At 68.6% G+C, this 17,026-nt stretch carries 18 protein-coding genes; 2 read left to right on the top strand and 16 right to left on the bottom strand.

All coding sequences use genetic code 11. The features are described from left to right. Positions 1-17 precede the first annotated feature (17 nt). From ABD466_RS39080 to ABD466_RS39050, 7 genes are all read right to left on the bottom strand, one after another. The gene (locus tag ABD466_RS39080) at positions 18-914 is read right to left on the bottom strand and encodes a type II secretion system F family protein (RefSeq protein ID WP_344662339.1); all 897 of its coding nucleotides are present in this window, start codon (positions 912-914) and stop codon (positions 18-20) included. Then, complete coding sequence (locus ABD466_RS39075) at positions 911-1,804, bottom strand: type II secretion system F family protein (RefSeq protein ID WP_344662338.1); 894 nt, start codon at positions 1,802-1,804, stop codon at positions 911-913. The genes ABD466_RS39080 and ABD466_RS39075 overlap by 4 nt, the downstream gene beginning before the upstream one ends. Further along, a complete protein-coding gene (locus ABD466_RS39070; RefSeq protein WP_344662337.1) occupies positions 1,801-3,123 on the bottom strand; it encodes a TadA family conjugal transfer-associated ATPase in 1,323 nt (440 codons plus the stop codon). Before ABD466_RS39070 ends, ABD466_RS39075 begins: the two co-directional genes overlap by 4 nt. Next, entirely contained in the window at positions 3,123-3,905 is a 783-nt protein-coding gene (locus ABD466_RS39065) for a CpaE/TadZ family protein (protein ID WP_344662336.1), read from the bottom strand. The genes ABD466_RS39070 and ABD466_RS39065 overlap by 1 nt, the downstream gene beginning before the upstream one ends. A 2-nt stretch (positions 3,906-3,907) precedes the next feature. Then, on the bottom strand, positions 3,908-4,615 hold the full coding sequence (locus ABD466_RS39060; RefSeq protein WP_344662335.1) for an SAF domain-containing protein: 708 nt from the start codon (positions 4,613-4,615) through the stop codon (positions 3,908-3,910). A gap of 75 nt (positions 4,616-4,690) precedes the next feature. After that, positions 4,691-4,990, bottom strand: coding sequence for a hypothetical protein (locus ABD466_RS39055; protein ID WP_344662334.1), 300 nt, complete (start codon positions 4,988-4,990; stop codon positions 4,691-4,693). A gap of 632 nt (positions 4,991-5,622) precedes the next feature. Continuing rightward, positions 5,623-6,276, bottom strand: a complete 654-nt coding sequence (locus ABD466_RS39050; RefSeq protein ID WP_344662333.1) for a hypothetical protein — start codon at positions 6,274-6,276, stop codon at positions 5,623-5,625. Positions 6,277-6,458: 182 nt separating this feature from the next. On the opposite strand from ABD466_RS39050, the gene ABD466_RS39045 reads away from it, so the two are divergent. Beyond that, a complete protein-coding gene (locus tag ABD466_RS39045) occupies positions 6,459-7,118 on the top strand; it encodes a prepilin peptidase (RefSeq protein ID WP_344662332.1) in 660 nt (219 codons plus the stop codon). A gap of 121 nt (positions 7,119-7,239) precedes the next feature. On the opposite strand, the gene ABD466_RS39040 is transcribed toward ABD466_RS39045, so the two are convergent. Beyond that, complete coding sequence (locus tag ABD466_RS39040) at positions 7,240-7,905, bottom strand: YdcF family protein (protein ID WP_344662331.1); 666 nt, start codon at positions 7,903-7,905, stop codon at positions 7,240-7,242. Positions 7,906-8,029: 124 nt separating this feature from the next. Between ABD466_RS39040 and ABD466_RS39035 the strand changes: the two genes are divergently transcribed. Further along, a complete protein-coding gene (locus ABD466_RS39035) occupies positions 8,030-8,668 on the top strand; it encodes an HAD-IA family hydrolase (protein ID WP_344662330.1) in 639 nt (212 codons plus the stop codon). Positions 8,669-9,125: 457 nt separating this feature from the next. Here ABD466_RS39035 and ABD466_RS39030 read toward each other — a convergent pair whose 3' ends face one another. The 8 genes from ABD466_RS39030 to ABD466_RS38995 all read right to left on the bottom strand — a co-directional run bounded on the left by ABD466_RS39030 (position 9,126) and on the right by ABD466_RS38995 (position 16,942). Then, positions 9,126-11,081: an ABC transporter ATP-binding protein gene (locus ABD466_RS39030; RefSeq protein ID WP_344662329.1), complete on the bottom strand. Its 1,956-nt coding sequence runs from the start codon at positions 11,079-11,081 to the stop codon at positions 9,126-9,128. 370 nt (positions 11,082-11,451) lie between these two features. Continuing rightward, entirely contained in the window at positions 11,452-11,577 is a 126-nt protein-coding gene (locus ABD466_RS39025) for a hypothetical protein (RefSeq protein WP_344662328.1), read from the bottom strand. 23 nt (positions 11,578-11,600) lie between these two features. After that, entirely contained in the window at positions 11,601-12,548 is a 948-nt protein-coding gene (locus tag ABD466_RS39020; RefSeq protein ID WP_344662327.1) for a GNAT family N-acetyltransferase, read from the bottom strand. 91 nt (positions 12,549-12,639) lie between these two features. Next, positions 12,640-13,221, bottom strand: a complete 582-nt coding sequence (locus ABD466_RS39015) for a GNAT family N-acetyltransferase (RefSeq protein WP_344662326.1) — start codon at positions 13,219-13,221, stop codon at positions 12,640-12,642. A 23-nt stretch (positions 13,222-13,244) separates the two neighbouring features. Further along, positions 13,245-14,762: an APC family permease gene (locus tag ABD466_RS39010; protein ID WP_344662325.1), complete on the bottom strand. Its 1,518-nt coding sequence runs from the start codon at positions 14,760-14,762 to the stop codon at positions 13,245-13,247. Positions 14,763-14,818: 56 nt separating this feature from the next. Further along, on the bottom strand, positions 14,819-15,451 hold the full coding sequence (locus ABD466_RS39005; protein WP_344662324.1) for a GPP34 family phosphoprotein: 633 nt from the start codon (positions 15,449-15,451) through the stop codon (positions 14,819-14,821). A 14-nt stretch (positions 15,452-15,465) separates the two neighbouring features. Further along, positions 15,466-16,737: an ASCH domain-containing protein gene (locus ABD466_RS39000; protein ID WP_344662323.1), complete on the bottom strand. Its 1,272-nt coding sequence runs from the start codon at positions 16,735-16,737 to the stop codon at positions 15,466-15,468. Beyond that, the gene (locus ABD466_RS38995; protein ID WP_344662322.1) at positions 16,727-16,942 is read right to left on the bottom strand and encodes a hypothetical protein; all 216 of its coding nucleotides are present in this window, start codon (positions 16,940-16,942) and stop codon (positions 16,727-16,729) included. Before ABD466_RS38995 ends, ABD466_RS39000 begins: the two co-directional genes overlap by 11 nt. Positions 16,943-17,026: the final 84 nt, after the last annotated feature.

The following is a 17,026-nucleotide window of genomic DNA, read 5'->3' as shown; positions in this document are numbered from 1 at the left end:
GGGTCGCGGTGGCGTTTTCATAGCGCCCCCAAGGCGTGCGCGAGGGCCGGGTAGGCGATGAACACCAAGAACCCTGCGAACATCTGCACCACCGGCAGGGCCATGCGTTCGGTGGCCTGCTGCGCGTCGGCGTCGGCGTCGGACAGGGCGTGGGCGCGAAGCGCGGCGGCCTTCGCCGACAGGGAGGTGCGGATCTTCGCCCCTTCCACGCCGGCCAACGTCAGCGAGGCGGCTATCTCCTCAAGGACTGGCACGTCCAGCTCGACGCCGAGCTGCCCGAGCGTGGTCCACGGGGCGACCCGGGACAGCCGGGCGGCGTCCAGGGCTTTACGGATCGCGGTGAACGACCAGCCCTCGCCGATCCGGGCGGCCTGATCCAGCGCGGCCTCCACGCCAGCGCCGCCGGACAGCCCGATGACCACGAGGTCGATGAAGGCGGTGAAAGCGTGCCGGAACTCCATGCGCCGCGCGGTGGCCTCGGACTTCACCGTCAGGTCCGGGACGAAGAACCCGGCCGCGGCGCACGCCAGGGCTCCCCAGGCCGGGACCGACCAGGGCAGCACCACGCCGGCCACGGCCAGCACGGCGGTCAGCACCAGCGGCAGCAGCAGACCGGCCAACGCCGCGACGGCCTTCTCGGCCAGGTGCCGGCGCGCGGAGCGCTCCAGCACCTGCAGGTCGCGGGCGACCTTCTCGCCCGGCAGGTTCCAGGACTGAAGCAGCCCGACCAGCGGGCCGCCGAACCGGGCGGCCCAGCCGCCGTCGTCGGCCGACAGAATCCGCACCGGTGCCGGAGCCCGGTTCAGATCCGCCAGCGCCTGGGCCAGGGTCGGCTTGGGCGGGAACAGCCCCCGGGCCAGCAGAGTCAGCCCCAGGCCGAATCCGGCGCCGGCCAGCAGCATCCACGCAGTCATCGCCGCCCCCGACGACTGGCCGCCGCGGCAGGGCCATCCAGGCGGGTCAGGAACCGCGCCGGGGCCTTGCCCGCGCCCATCTTGTTCAGCCACATCAGAGCGCTGCCGAACAGCGATGCGACCAGCAGCAGCACCAGCTGCCCGGTGGGCGTGTCATACGGAGCCAGGAAGGAGCGGTTCAGCATGATCAGCCCGAACGCCATCGCCATCACCACCGCCGTGATCATCCGCACCGAGGTGCGGGTACGGGCCCGGTCGGCCGCCGTGCGCAGCCGCAGCGCCGCCTGCGCGCGGGTCGCCTCCGCGAGGGATCCCAGGACCTCGGGCAGGTTACGGGCCTGGGACCGGGAAGCCAGCAGCAGCGCGGCGATGATCAGGTCGGCGGTTGGATCGGCCAGTTCGGCGGCGAACGCCTTCAGCGACTCCTCCATCGTCGCGCCGGCCCGCAGCCGACCGGCGAGGGACTGCACCTGCTCGCGGATCGGCGCCGGGACCGCGGTCGCGCTGGCCAGGATGGACTGCTCCAGGCCGGCCGCGGCCGACAGCGTGTCGCGCAGGAGCTCCGCCCAGGAGGCAATCGCCTCGATCCTGGCCACCTCCGTCTTGGTGGAGGTGTCTCGGCCCATCAGGGACGGGGCGAACCACGCGACCCCGCCCGCGAGCAGTGCCGCGGCAGGCCAGCCGGTGAACACCCCGGCCAGCACCGCTGCGCCGAACGAGATCCCCAGACGGCGCACCATCTTGGGCTCGGCCAGCTTCTCCCGCCACGCATCCAAGCGGCTCGGCGCCGCGGTGGGCTCCTGGCCGTCCCCGGCCAGGCCACGGACGATGAGCACCAGCCCGATCGCGACCGCGAACCCGGCCACGATCAGGGCGGTCACGGCGTTCACGCTGCCCACCGGCGGGTGAACAGCGCCTCGTCGGCGCCGGCGTCGATGAGTTCGGCGGCGGTCTGGTGGCGCCAGCCGTGGGCCAAGACGGCGGCACCGTCGGGGCCGGGCTTGTAGACCTCCTGGAAGGTGACCTGGGTGCCGTCGAAACCTTCGACCTCCAGAATGCCGGTCAGCACACGACGGCCGCCGATCTTCGCCACGTGGATCACGACGTCGACGGCCCCGGCGATCGCCATGTTCGCGGCCTGCAGGCTCAGGCGCTCCGGGGCCTGGGCGGCGTAGGTGGCGAACCGGGTGAACACCCCGGTGGTGCTGTTCGCGTGCACGGTGGTCATGGAGCCGTCGTTGCCCTGGCTCATCGCCGCCAGCATCGGCAGCACCTCGTCACCGCGGACCTCCCCGACGATCACGCGGTCCGGGGACATCCGCAGCCCGGCACGCACACACTGCGCCTGCGTGATCGCACCCTCGCCTTCGGTGTTCGGCTCGCGGCTTTGCAAGGCGATCACGTTGTAATGCTGATCAGGAGCCTTATGAAGGCCCAATTCGAGCGTGTCCTCAATGGTGATCAGACGCTCGTGCGGTGCGATCTCCGCGGCCAGCGCCCTCAACGTCGTCGTCTTGCCAGAGTTGGTGGACCCTGCGACGACGATGTTCTTCTTGGCTCGCGTGCACGCCGACAGCTCCGCGGCGATCTCGGCCGTCATCGTGCCGAGCTGCACCAGGTCCGCCAGCCGGACCTGAGTGAACCGGTGCCGGCGGATGGTGATCGCCGGGGCAGGGGTGATCCAGGCGATGGCGTGCATCCGGGAGCCGTCGGCCAGCTGAAGGTTCACCTCCGGGCTTCCCCGGTCGAACCGCCGCTCCTCCACCCCGGTGCGGGCCGCAGCCAGCCGGATCATGTCGATCAGCTCCTCGTCGGAGCCCGCCACCGGCCCGACGCGCTTGCCCTTCTCGGAGGTGGTGTCCACGAACACGGCGTCGTGGCCATTTACGTAGATGTTCTCAATGCTCTGATCATCAAGGAGCGGCTGTAGGCCGCCGAGCCCGAACAGCACGTTGATCACGGCCTCGGTGATCCGGGCTTCGGCGTCGCGCTGCAGCACCTCGCTGCCGCCGGCGATCGCGTTGCGGGTCAGCTCGGCCAGCGCGTCGGCGATCATCTCTCGGGCCCGGGCTTCCCGCTCCGCGACCGGAAGGTCCTTGTCCGCGGCCCAGGATGCCAGAGACGACCCGACCCGCTGGCGGACCGCGGCCACCACGGCCCGCTCGCGCTCAGTCGAACCCGCCTCGATCGATCCATCAGATCCGTACATCACGCCACCTCCTCCATGCCCAGAACCTGTGTCATCTCCGGGGTCGCGGCGTCTGCCTGCGCAGCGGTGTGCTCAGCCAGCAGGGCCGTGCCGAGCCGGTGGGCGGCGCCGGCCAGGGCCGTGCGGCGCAGCTCGCCCCGCCCTGCCCCGGACAAGATCGCCGCAGCCTTCGCGTCGTGCGGAAGGTGCGCCGTCACCGGGAACGCCAGCGAGGCCGACACCTGCTCGGCCGGGTAGCCCTCGCCGTGCAGCACCAGATGCAGCCGGGTCCCGGCCGCCTCCGCAGCGCCGATCAGTCCGTCCAGCCGGGCCGCCAGGGCGTGCGCTTCGTTCAGGGTCGGCCGGGCCACCAGCAGTGCCGCATCGGCGGCGGCCACCAGCGCGTGCGCCAGCGAGCCCGGGTCCAGCCTGCCGACATCGACGATCACCACCAGGTCCTCGGCCGCTGCGGCGGCCTTCCACAGCGGGCCGGCGTCCCGGCCCAGCAGACCCACCGCGCCGCTGGCCTGCTCGGCACCTGGGGGCGCGGCCACCACCCGCAGCCCACCGGGCAACGCCTGGGCGTGCTCGGTCAGCACCCCGACCTCGTGCCGGGCTCGGGCGGCGGCGCTCAGCGAGACCAGGCTCGGCTCGCGCTCCAGGCCGAAGAGCGACGCGACGTCGCCGCCGGACGGGTCGGCCTCCACCACCACGACCGTGGCGTCCCCCGGCCAGGTCGCCCCAAGGGCCAGCGCGGTTGTGGTCGCCGAGCCGGACTTGATCGAACCCACTGTGACCAGCATGTTCAGCTCCCCGTGCCGGAGCCGACGACGATCAGCTGCACCTGACCGGCCGGGATCGAAGCGATCTGCCCGGCCGAGGAGCTGTCGGTCTGCAAGGTCACCGATATCGACCCCGAGGAATCCGAGGCCGCGGTCGTCGAGATCACCGTGGCGGTCGGCAGCGAGGGCACCACCACCTGCACCCCCGCGCCCGCGCCGGCCGGGGTGACCGCGGCCACCGCCACCTTCTGCCCGGAGGCCAGCTCGGTCGGGAACGCACCGGCCTTGACCTGGACCGCCACCATCGCCTGCCCGCCCAGCAGCGCCACGCTGCCCAGGTCAGCCGGGGACAGCAGCGTCCCGGCCGGCAGCGACATCGCCACCGGATGCCCGATCACCGAGCCAGAGGCTGACAAGGCGATCAGCGGCACGTTCGCCCCGGCGGCGACTTCCACGCTGCGCAGGTCCCCGACGGACAGGATCTGACCGCTGTGGACGGGGCGGGCCAGCTGCAACACCGAGACCTTCCCGCTCAGGTGCGAGAACGCCCCGGCGAACGCGAACGCCCCGCCGACCGCCAACACCGCGCCCAGCACCACGTACGGGCGGGCACGCCTACGGCCGGAGGCGGCCACCCGCGTCTGCCCGGGTCCGGCTTGCGATGTCGGGCCCGCAGCGCCAGGGCTCTTGCCCGGGCGCGGCAGACTCCGAGGCAGCCGGGTGGAAGGCATGGGGGTAGTCACAGGGGACCTCACAAGTGGTGTTGCGTCGAGGGACGGAGAAGAGAGGCTGTTCGGGCCCGCTGGTCAGCCGCCGGTGATCAGGGCCTGAGACTGCTGGACGACGACCTGCTCGGAGGCGGTGGTCGTCATGCCGTTGAACGCGCCGACTTGGCCGGCTCCGGCCCAGGTGACGTTCCAGGTGATCGTCGCGCGCACGGTGTAGGTGCCCGAACCCGAGGAGTGGGTGTAGGTGTGACCGCAGTCCGGCGACGAAGCCTCCGGGTCACCACCGGTCGGGAACGGCGTTCCCGGACCCGCGCAAGTCGTAGTCGAGCCATCGCCGAAGTCCCAGGCGACCGACACCGGCGTGGCAGTCGCCGTCACCGACTCACCTGGCACCTCCGCTGTCGCCGATACCGGTGTAAACACCGAGCGGGGAGTCCACGCCCACATAGGCACGGACACCAGCTGCGGAAGTCCAGGCCGCGGGTTCGACACGATCGTCGGAGCCGGCAGCTGCAGCTTCTTCTGCGCCTCGGCCGCCAGCACCGCCGGTGATGGCAACACCGGCGCCGGCGGCGGGGTAGCCAGCCACACCTCGGACGTCACTGTGGTCGCAATTGGCGGATTCCCGGGCTTCACAGCGTCAGGGCACGTCATCAGATACCACGCGCCCTTCTCTCCGGCGTGGGGATCATTCAGCGGCTGGTAGGTCGGGTCCGGCGTGTAGGTGCACGAACCGTTTACCATGGAAGGCTCGGGTGGCGTCGGAGTCGACGTCGAGGTCCCGCCCGACCCCGAGGTCGAGGTCCCGCCCGAGGCTCCGCCCGTGGGGCTGCTGGTAGTGGTGCTGCCCGGCGAGCCAGGAGTCACGACGGTCACGGTGCAGGTCGAACCACCTGTCGGGCACTGTGTGCCCGGGCCTCCGCTGTCGCCGGCGTACGCAGTTGAGATTCCAAGCAGCGCCACGGCGCCAGCGGCGAGCGCCGCAGCAGCTCCACTGCGGCGTATACCGGTCAGCATTTCCCGGTCCCCACCTTGTTAATGGCGAACTGATCGACCTTCCACACGCCGTCCTTCTTCACCACCAGCGCCTGCGTCTGGCGACATCCGCCCGGGGTGTCGTTGTACAGGTGTCCGTCGGTCGTGTACTGGAGCCAGGGCCGCGTGTCGATCACGTCGTTGATGACGACCTCGGTCGGATCATTTGGCGGAATCAGCTGGCCGATCGTCGGATGCAGTACCGGAGCACCCTTGCTCACAGAACCTTGGACCTGGTCGACCCTCAAAGCCCCGGAAACATAGGAAAGTGCCTGACCGGACATGTGGTGAGTCAGGACGGGGTCTTGATAGTTCGACGTCGCCCCGGCCGTCTGCCAGTCGGCAAAGGCTGCGCGGTAGGCGGCCACCGCATCCTGGCCCGCCTGGGCGGCCTCGGCAGGCGTACCGCTGTTGGACGGCGCGGACGTCGCCGGAGCGCTTGTCGAGCTGCTGGACGCTGAGGCCGAACCACTCGTGCCGCTGAGCGGCGCGGCACCGGGCGTCGACCCTCCGCCCCCGCCACCGCACGCGGCCAGCGAACTCAATGTCAGCGCAGCGCCGACCAGCATCGCGGCACGACGCTGCAACCCCGTGACCCTCATCATTGATCCCCCGTAGAAGGGCAGCACGGACTCAATGGGACAAGTCCTGCTGATCTGGAGCCACAGTCTCACCCGAGCCCGACTGCCAGGTCTAGACCCCTTGTCTAAATTGATACCGAGTGATCAGAAACATGTAGACATATGATGCATACGGTGACTCGTGTCAACTCGTGTGCTTGTCTCAATTTCAACGACTGAAGGGTGCGCGCGTGACCCTCCACTGCCAGCCATTGGCACTGGTCAGCGGCGTGGCGGTTGGTGCGGCGGCCGGCGTACTCGCCGTACGTGCTGCGCGCTCAACTGCCTCGCAGTCGGACAATGACGCCGTCAGACGCGTTAACACTCAGTCGGCCGAATGGGGGATCCTCATTGCCGGACCGGCTGCAGGAGCCGCGATTGGCGTGCGCTTCGGCGTCGGTATCGAGCTGGCGGCTTACCTGTCGCTGGTCGCGGTCGCGCTCCCGCTGTCCGCGATCGACATCGCCGTCCGCAAAGTGCCCGATCGGATCCTGATCCCGGCCCTGCCTGCCGCTGTAGCACTCTTGGCGCTGTCAGCACACTGCGAAGGTACATACAGCGCCCTGGGAAGGGCTCTGTTGGCAGGTTGCGCGACGTTCGCGGCCTACCTTGCGCTCGCGCTCGGGACGGGCCAGCTGGGGCTCGGTGACTGCAAGGCCGCCGGGTTTTGCGGGATCTTCCTCGGCTACGTCGGTTGGAGGACGACGGCGTTCGGTGCCCTCTTGGCCTTCGTCCTAGCAGCAGCCGTTGCCGTGCTGCGGATGGCGAGGAGAGGGTCCGCGCGGGACAAGACGCTCGCGTTCGCGCCGTACATCTTCGCAGGCGCGCTGGTCGCCGTCGCGATCAGCTGAAGGTGCCGTTCGCCGCAGAGGATGATTTCCGTACTTTCCGATTTATGATCACACCTCAACGGGGTGGCCGGGGTTCGGCTGGTGGATTGCGCATGCTGGCTCTGATATTGCCTGGCTGGTGTCAGGGCTTGAGGAGCGCACTTTCGAATCCTGCGGTGACCAGGTGCTTGAGTGCGGCATGGACGTCCTCCGGAATGTCTTGTTCGACGGCGAACCCGCGCTTCGGGTACTCGATGACGCGCTGAAGGTCCCCGACCATGTAGTCGATGACCAGGCGGGGATCGTCGAACGAGGCGAGGTAGTCATCGAAGGCGATCGGTTGGGAGGCACACACGACGTCGAGCTCCGGCCACTGCCGTCGCCAAGCCGTATACGCGCGGCGCTCCATGTAGGGCATGCAGATCAACATTGCGGTCCGGACCGTGATGCCGGCCTCGTCCAGAGCCTCGCGGCTGTATTGGATGTTCTGGCCAGTGTTGGTCGCGCGTGGCTCGACCAGGACGGCGGCCCCCGGCACGCCGTTCTCGACCGCCAGGGCACGGAACGCGTACGCCTCACCCTTGGGAAACAGGTGAGCGGTGGCATCGCTGGTGGCGCCAGTGAAAACAATGCGCGGGAACAGACCCGATCGATAGAGCTCGGCGGCATACAACGCCACGCCCGGATCGCAGCCACCCAGCCCAACCGCGATATCGCACGGCCGCCTCGGATGGTTCATCAGGTGGTAGTCCCACACGGTGCGGGCCTGGCGCAGGTCTTCCTCGTTGAGGTCGGGGCTGCTGGTCACGCACTCTCCCTGGGGCGCTTATGCCGCACGAGTCATCGCCGCGGTGGTCTTTTGGATGGTGTGAATTCTGCGTAGCTGGTCGACCAATTCTTGAACACAGCTCGGCGTGCTGGGCTCATGAAACGTGCTGAGTACGCTGTTCTTCATGGCCTCGTCGCGTTTCACCGCCCTGATCTTGGACTTCGCTGGGGTGCTGACGGACAACATGGTGGAGGTGTTTGCCCGGTTTGAGCAACGGGAGGGCCTTCGGCCGATGACGTTTCTGCGCGATGGTTGGGGCACGCCGGCTGGGCAGCGGTTGTACGAGCAACTGGAACTTGGCGAGATCAGCCAGGAGCAGTGGAATGCCGGGACGGCAGCGCTGGTCGGCATAGCGCCAGAGAATCTCATGGGACGGCTGCTGTCGGATATGGATCCGGCCTACGACATGCTGAAGCTGGCTGCGGATGCCCGTGCCGCCGGGATGGCCACGGCGGTGGTGACGAATTCGCTCGGGCGTGCGCCGTTCGATCCGTACGCGCTCTACGACTTGCCAGGCCGTTTCGACGTGACGGTCTTCTCCGATCAGCATGGGGTTCGGAAGCCAGATCCGAGGATCTTCGAGCTGACCTGCGATCAGTTGAGCATGACGCCTTCGGAGTGCGTGTTCGTGGACGACTCGGAGCAGAATCTGCCGCCAGCTGCGGCGTTGGGCATGACCGTGATCCATGCCGTGGAAGAGAAGGTCGCGGTGCCGCAGTTGCGACGGCTGTTGGAGATCTAAGCCGATATCAGCGCCCGCATGCGTAGTAGATCCGATTGAACTGCTCAGTCGTCAGAAACTGCAATCCGTGCGCACGCGGGCACGTCCGGTCATGCTCCGCGGCCCCGAGGACCGCGCCAGCGGTCGCAGATATCACCAGCGACACCATTGCCAGCACGACGGCAGCGCGCCCCAACGCATTTCTCCCGCGCGAGGTGCCGTCAGATGTTCGCAGGCCCATCACGTCGTCCTTCCCATTCTGCTCTGGACCATGAGCTGGTCGGCCCGACGGTGACGCAGCTGGTTCCCCGCGTGTCGTCCTGGCCCACGGCCTCGCAGAGGCAGTATGTCTTGAAGCCCCCTGCATCCCCGACTGCCGAGGTGAACCGCTTCACCGCCGTGGTCAGCCATCAAGCAGGGCCGGTACTGTCGAGCCGTGCCTTCTGGGGTGGGTCCTGCTCCACTATCCCGGTAACCATCATTGGCTCGCTTCGTCGGCTGCGTACTGGCTTGCTTGCAGGTGCCAGAGCTCGGCGTATTCTCCGCCGGCCGCCATGAGCTGGTCGTGGGTTCCGGACTCCCGGATCCGTCCGTCCTGCATGACGAAGATTCGATCAGCGCTCTTGACGGAGTACAGGCGGTGCGAGATCAGAAGCACGGTGCGTCCTCCGGCAAGCTCCCGGACACGCTCGAACACTTCCACCTCGGCCCTGGGATCCAGGGCCGCAGTCGGCTCGTCCAGCACCAAGATCGGGGCATCACGGAAGAATGAACGGGCCAGGCCGACCTTCTGCCATTGTCCGCCGGACAGGTCGACCCCACCGAGGTGCTCGGGTGCCAGCAAGGTGTCCCAGCCGTCCGCGAGTTTGGCGATCATGTCTGTGGCGCCGGCGAGCTCGGCGGCGGAGGCCAGCGCCGTCGGCGTGGCTTCGGCGCTGTGGCGGCCGATGGCGACGTTCGCGCGCAGCAGGAACGGCCAGCGCTCGAAGGTTTGGGAGTGCATGGCGACGTGCTCGAACAGCGCGTCACGGTCCAGTTCCGTGGTCGGCACTCCGTCCCAGGTGACGCGCCCGGCGTCGGGGAGATAGAGACCGGTCAGGACGTGGGCGAGAGTCGTCTTTCCAGAGCCGTTGTGCCCGACTAGGGCGACGACCTGTCCGGATTCGATGTCCAGGTCGACGCCGTCCAATGCTGGGGCGTCGGTGTTGGGGTAAGTGAAGGTCAGGTTCTCAGCGCGGATGCGCTGCGGGGACGTCGGGGTGGTGCCGCCGACGGGGATGGCGATGGTCGCCGACGTGCGGCAGGCATCGTCGAGATCTTGAACGTAGAGGCCGTATTCGAAGGCGTTGTTGACTGAGGAGATCAGGACGGACAACTGGCTGGTGCCGGTGCGGATGGCCAGCACGGCGGTGCCTGCGGTGGCCAGCGGGACGATGCCGTGCATGAGCAGCAGGCCCAGCAGCGCGTAGGTGGCCGCGGTCGCGATGCCGGACAGTGCGGCGCCGATCAGGTTCGTTCTGGCCTCGGCCCGGGCCAGGCGTGCCTGTTCGGCCTCGGAGTCGGCGGCCAGGCGTTCGTAGTGACCCAGCAGGAACCGGCCCGCGTCATGGACCCGGACTTCCTCGGCCGGCCCGGTGGCGGCCAGCAGGTCGGCCAGGGAGCGCTGGCGTCGGGTCTTGGGGATCCAGGCCAGGCGGGAGGTATTGCGCCGCTGGATGGACCGATAGGCAGCCCAGCCACGTGGCAACGCGATCAGCGGCAGCAACGGGAACAGCGCCGGGTGCAGAACCGTGAGGACTCCGGCCGCCGCGATCAGCGACATCGTGGCGGAGACGACGTCGACGAGCTCTTCGATGACGAACTCCGCCCATCCGGCGCCGTACTGCGCGGCATCCAGCAGGTCGTGGTAGTCAGCCTGGCGGAATTGCAGCAGCTCTACGCGCACAGCCTTGGCGAGCAGCTCAGCGAAGGCGACACGCTGGACCCGCGGTTTGAGCCGGCCAGAGGCCGCGTGCCCGGCCGCGGCCAGGATCGCAACCGTAGACCCGAACACCCCAACGAGGATCATCGCCGGGATCGCCGCCTTCACCCGGGCCGGCGTCGGGCCCTCGGCAAGCAGGGCGCGTAGTACCCCGCTGGTTGCGAAGAGCCCGAAGGCCGTGGCCGCGCCGGAAATCAGCTCACAGCCAACCACAATAATCAGGGCACTGCGATCGGCCCGCCAGGACAGGCGCGCGCACAGCGCCACCAAGGACGGCAGCCGCCGCACGATCTTGGTGAAGCCGATGGTGCGGGCTCCGTCGTGCCGATTCCAGCCCATTTTGTAGGCGAATCCCGTTCCGTACAACGGATCGGCGTTGGCGCCCGTCTCAGTGGCTGCCTCGCGCGCAGTGCCTTGGTTCAACCGATCGGCGGCTGCAACTACCGACGTCATCGACCCCCTCCGGTCAGCTCTGATACCGCAGTCAGACGCCGCCTACTGACCAGCCTCACGGCCGGACGGCTCGCCGGACCGCATGTCACGGCCTTCCCTGCTGACGGAACGCGTTCCCCGGCGGGGTAGGCGGGCACCTCTTTCCGGCCCACGACGCCCGCACCTGGCCCGCGTAGCCAGCGGCCGCACCGCGGCGGGTCAGCCATGGCGGATTCGTCACATCCGCACGGCTGGCGAAGCACGAACAGCATCGCGGAACCGGGGGAAACGCCGCTGAGACGCGAAGCAGTGGTCACCGATAGCTCCAGGCAGGCAGGTCGTATCAAGGTAGCGGCCGTTCTGTGCGGCTGACACAGAACGGCTGATGCCGTCAGGGCGTCATCGCCGATGAGGGCGTCCTGGCCGGCGGCGCGTTCGGGATGGTGTGGTTGTGCTTGGCGAGGAACAGCAGCGCTAGCAACGCGATCGCGGCAAGGATGCAGGCGGTGTCCTTCACGATCGGGACTTCTCCACCGTCACCTACCCCAGTCCCAGACAGGTCAAGGCATACAGCTGGTCGGTGTCGATCGAGCGGGGTTCGCCAGCGCCGGGACGGTACATCCGGTGTGCCTCGCCAATGTGGGAAAGGCCGCGGGATTCGGCCACTGCGCGCCCGCCCGGGTTCTGGGCGGGTACGTCCATGCTGACGGCGACCGCTCCCATGTCGGCGGCCAGGGCGCACAGCCCATCGAAGATGGCGGCGCCCATGTAGGAGCGTTCGGCGTACAGCGGCCCGATGCGGGCCATCCCGCGCCCCGGGCGCAGCACCCCGTAACCGTGGACGTTGTCGTTGGCATCGACGTACGCCAACGCGTGGTGCTCGGCGGCAGTGGCGAAGGCAACGGCGAATTTGGGCCGCCGGACCGGGAAGCAAGCAGCGTCCAACCCCACCATCTGTCTCTGGTGCTCGTTAACCACTGCCGGGAGCACGTGCGGGTCCACGCGGCGGGCCGGCGGGAGCTGCCCGGCGAACCGGATGGTCCTGAAGTCCGCGATGAACCCCAACTGCTCGGCCTCCTCGGTCAGGTGAGGCGGCACATCGGCGGCGACGGTGCGATCTGCGGCATGGCCGATCGCGGCCTCCCAAGTGGCCGTGCCGAGGCCCTGGCCGCGCAGAGCGGGATCGACCAACAGCATCCCGCAGAATGCGAACTGCTCGTCGTAGTTGACAACGTTTATCGCCGAGACGTGGCGCTCGCCGAGGAACCCGGCGAAGTGGCCCGCTGGGTCGGTCCGCAGGAACACGGCGGCGTCGCCACGGCCGGGGTTCCACCCCTCGGCTGCGGCCCACGCCTCGATCTGCTCGAAGTTCGCGGAGGTGGCGCGCACCAGCCGCAGCTCGCCTGCGGACAGCCGTAGCGGCTTGGCGCCGGATCGGGCGCGCGGGGGGCCAGACGCCGCGGCAGCGGTTGCTTCCAAGTAGGTCATGGGTGGCTCCGTAAGGTGTTGAATGCCCCGCCTCGGCGCCGGCCACAGCCCTGACTCCGTGAAGGTCGGCGGGCTTGCCTGGAAGGACTGTTCACTGGACTAGCCGGCGCAGCATCGGGAACATCTGCGGTCCGGCGGGCAACTGGATGGGGTCGCCGTGGTCGGTGTAGCCGTACCGGAGGTACAGCTTTCGAGTCGTGGCGTCGCTGGCTTCGAGGTAGGCGGGCGTCGGCGGATCGGATTCGTCGAGGTGGCCATGGTGTGCGGCCAGCAGGGCGGCACCGATGCCGCGACGCTGGTGGTCCGGGTCGACCGCCAGGATCGCGAGGTGGTGGTGGCGTAGCCCTGTCGGGTGGTGTTTTTCCAGCAGCGCGTCGAAGAGCCGGAACCGGTCGATCCAGGGCCCCGTCGCTGCGGCCAGCCGGGTGTCGTAGTCGGACTGCGCCGGCCCGCCGGCCTCGCCGACGGGGATCCATAAGGCGGCGGCGGTCCGGTCGGTTGTGGTGTAGGCGCGCCCACGCTCGATCGCGTCCTGAACGTAGAGGCGGAAGTACCCGGGGAAGATCCGGCTGCGCTCATCGGTGTCGGGGATGAGCCAGACCGAGGGGGCCAAAGCGTGAAAGGACAGCGCGATCACCTCGCTCAGGGCCTCCATATCCTCCGGCTGCGCCATGACGATCTGGGCGCGGGTGCTCATCACGCCCGCCCATCGGCGCGTGCTGCTGCGCTCGCGGTCGCTACCGCGCTGGATGCCGTCGATTTGGTGCGTACGAGGGCGCCAGCGCTGCCCAGGCCGATGGCCTGATAGGCGTCGGGCTGGATGGTCTTCAGGATCAGGGCCCAGACCACCCCGATCACCGCGGTGACGCCGAAGATCCCGGGCAGGACCTTGGCAGACAACGAGCCGGGCGGCACGTTGAGCAGGACGTCGTAGTGATCGACGCACAGCCAGGCCATGACCACCAGCAGCGCCGTGGAGACGCCGGGGGCGACCAGGCGCCGCCACACGGTTTCGTCGCCCGGCGCCTTGACGAAGTAGCCGACGACCGCGGCCGAGGTGGCGGCCAACAGCAGCAGGATTCCGAAGCCGCCTGTAGTGCCGCCCCAGAAGAACAGTTGGTTCACGGGATCCCAACCCAGCACGAGGGCCAGCGTGATGGCCACCGCGCCGAGCAGGCTCTGCACTCCCGAGGCCGCCCGGGGCACGCCGTTCGTCCCGGTCCGGCCCATGACTGAGGGCAGGACCCGCTCTCGGCCCAAGGCCCACATGTACCGGCCGACCGCGTTGTGGAACGCGAGCGCCGCAGCGAGCAAGCTGGTCAGGAATAGCGTGCGCGCGATGCTGGCCAGCGTGCCCGGGGCCATGGCGAACAGCATCGTCGCGCTGCCAGGACCCTGAGCGGTCGCCACCACCTGGTCTCCGTAGTGCACGTTGAGGGCCCAGGAGGCCGCGGCGTAGATCACGGCGATCACGGTGAGGGACACGAAGGTCGCAAGCGGGATCGTGCGCCGCGGGCTGCGGGCCTCCTCGCTGAAGACGGGGGCCTGCTCGAAGCCCGTGAACCCGAGGACTGCGACCGCGATGACCGCGCCCAACCCGGCCAATCGGAGGCTGGTCGGCGACAGCGACGCCGCGCTGATCCGGCCAGCGGCCGGGTGCGTCAGGCCACGCACGGTCAGCGCGACGACGACGAGCAGTTCGATCGTCGACAGCACGCCGAGCAGACGGCCGGACAGGTCGACACGGATCAGCCCAAGGATGGTCACCAGTGCCCAGGCGCCGAACGCCCACACACCCCAGGGCGCATTAATGTGGAAGTTGTCGGCGGCGAAGGACTGCAGGGAGGGCCCGATCATGCCGTAGAGCCCGACCTGCAGCAGGTTGTAGGCGACTACGGCGACCAGGGCGCCGCCGACGCCAGCGGGCTTGGCCAAGCCCTGGGAGATGAAGGCGTAGAAGGCGCCCGCGTTGGGGATGCGCTGGGCCATGGCGACGTATCCGACGGCGAAGATGCCCAGCACCACCGCGACCATCAGGAACGCGGCCGGGACGCTGGTTAGGCCGGTGGCGGCGTAGGCAGCGGGCACGACCCCGGCGGTCACGGTCAGCGGCGCGACCCCGGCCAGGATGAAGAACATGACGCCGGTGACACCGAGCCGGTTCTTGGCCAGTGCTGTCGAGACTTTGCTGTTGGCTGGTGAGCGTCTGGGCATGGACGTCCTCAATTCGATGGGAGTCAGTAGTCGTTGGTGGTAATGGAGAGTCGTGGTCAGGTGATGCGCTGGCTGGTGACGGCGCTGCCGACAGCGGCCTCGGTCTGGGCCAGCAGTTCCAGCAGCGGAGGACTGGAGCGGAGCGGGGCCAGAGTCTGCTGCAGGACTGCTGGGTCTTGGAGGAGTTCGCGCACCTCCCACAGCGAGGGGTGGTTGAGTCCCGTGGCGCGGGTCAGGCCGAAGAGCATGAGGTGATGAACGTCTGCGTGGCCGTTGTGGACCTTGAGTTTCACGTCGATCGCGGGCCAGCCGGCGGTGGTGATGTCGGTCGGCGTCCACCGGCCTGCGATGCCCGGCAGGCGTACGCGTGGCGCCTTGAAGTACACGAGGTTCTCGGATTCCAGCCGCTTGGCCACGCGCTCGGGGGCCTGCTGGGCGAGGTAGTTGAGCCAGTCGCGGACTGGACGGGGCTGCTCGTCCATCAAGTCCCCATACACGTCCGCAGCAAGCGGGTCCGGCGGCAGAGCGTGGCCAGTGAGCTTCACGGACCCGTCGTCGATACCAATCGCGCCGAGGATTGCCAGCTCACCGAGCAGTGCGCCGGCCAGGCCGAGGCCGAGGATCCGGTCCGAGAGGCGGGATCGACCGGGGACGTCGTCGTGGACCATTAGGAAGAAGTCGTCGGCCAACCGGCCGGTCCGTTTCAGCCCAGGCATCGGCTCATCACCGGGACCGTGTCACCGTCGTCGCGGAAGTCGGCCGATGTGGGCGTGTCCACGCAGATGCCCAGGGCGCGGGCGGCCACCAGCGCGGCAGACGCCTCGTGACGGCCAGCACATCCTCGGCCGAGCAGCCGGGCGGCATCGCTGATCGAGGTCATGAACCGTCGATAGGTGCGACCGGCCGGATCGTCGACGTCCGGAGCGATGGGCTCGTACAGGCTGATCGGCACGACGAAGCACGCCTTGGCGGACGGCTCCGGGTGATCCGGATGGCCGGTGACGATCTGGCAGCCCAGATAGACCGCGCTCGCGGCGTCGATCTCGACCTGCGACTCCTCGATCGACTCACGCACCAGCGTGGCCAGCGGATCATCACCGTCTACTGGTTCACCGCGGCCACCCGGCAGCGTGAACCTGCGCCCGCCGTCGATGCTGTCGCGCTGCTGGACCAGGACCCGGCCGTCAACCGGGTCAACCAGCCAGCCAGCCGCGCCAGTCACCGGGATGTCGGCAGGTGGCGGCCCCGGATGCCAGGTGATGGAACAGCCTGTGGGAAGCGGCTGGAATGGGCTTTCTGCCGGTAGCTCCCCGAGCACGTTAATCTCGATAGCGATCACCGGGACCTCGGCATCGAACAGTCCTGGATAGATCTCTTCGAGGATTTTCACCATCTCGTCGCGATCGGCTCCGGGCACCACCGTGGACGGATCTAGCCCGGAAATCAGCGCGGTAGCAGACGGCGAGCGGCGGAGCGTCTTTGCCCGCGCGAGCAGCGAGCGTTGTCCGCTGTGGAAGCGGATCACCTCGCCGGGCCGCAGCGTTAGGCGTTTGGGATCCAGTCGACGGATCTCGATCGTCTTGGAGCCGGAGAGTGCGGCATCAAACAACTCGCTCCGAAGCCCCATCGCAATGACCGGCTCGGTGAATGAGAGCGGCCGTCGCAGCCGTAACGCGAACGTGATCTCGTCGATCGCCGAGTCGGTGAGATACCGCTCCGGGTTGACCACCACCACTTCGTCTGCGGTTGCGATCTTCGCGCGGTCTAACGCCGCGACTCGGTCGCGCTCGGTCTGACCCATTGGAGTGGGAACCAGGTACGGCAGCATGAACGGCGTCAATACGATTTTTCCGGCAAGCGTCAGGTCTGCCTCGGCCTGACGGACTGACTCGGCAGCCCTGGACCCGCACAGAGCTACGACCACAGGCCCAGCGGTCGTGGCACTCGTCTGGGAGTCGATCAACTCAGCGGCCATCGAGACCCCCGTTGGTCCCGAAGCGCCCCATGACCAGCTCGTCCGGGCTGTCCCATGTCGGCCCCCACTCGCGCTCCCAGGTCCAGCCGCAGGATGTCGAGGAGTAGGCGCGGTCGTCGTTCGAGGCATCGACGCAGGACCTCGTCGAGGACTCGGGCATGGCGCTCTCGGCCACCCTTGCGTTCGTGCTTGTGCCGGTCGCCATCGACGTCCTCCTCCGTACTTCGTCATCAACTGCCGTCACGTGCCGTGACGAACCCCGCCGCTGAGTGGTACGAGCGGCCGCGCC

It is taken from the genome of Catenulispora subtropica, assembly GCF_039531675.1.
Taxonomy (GTDB): domain Bacteria; phylum Actinomycetota; class Actinomycetes; order Streptomycetales; family Catenulisporaceae; genus Catenulispora; species Catenulispora subtropica.
This window is presented reverse-complemented; position numbering and strand designations above follow the sequence as displayed.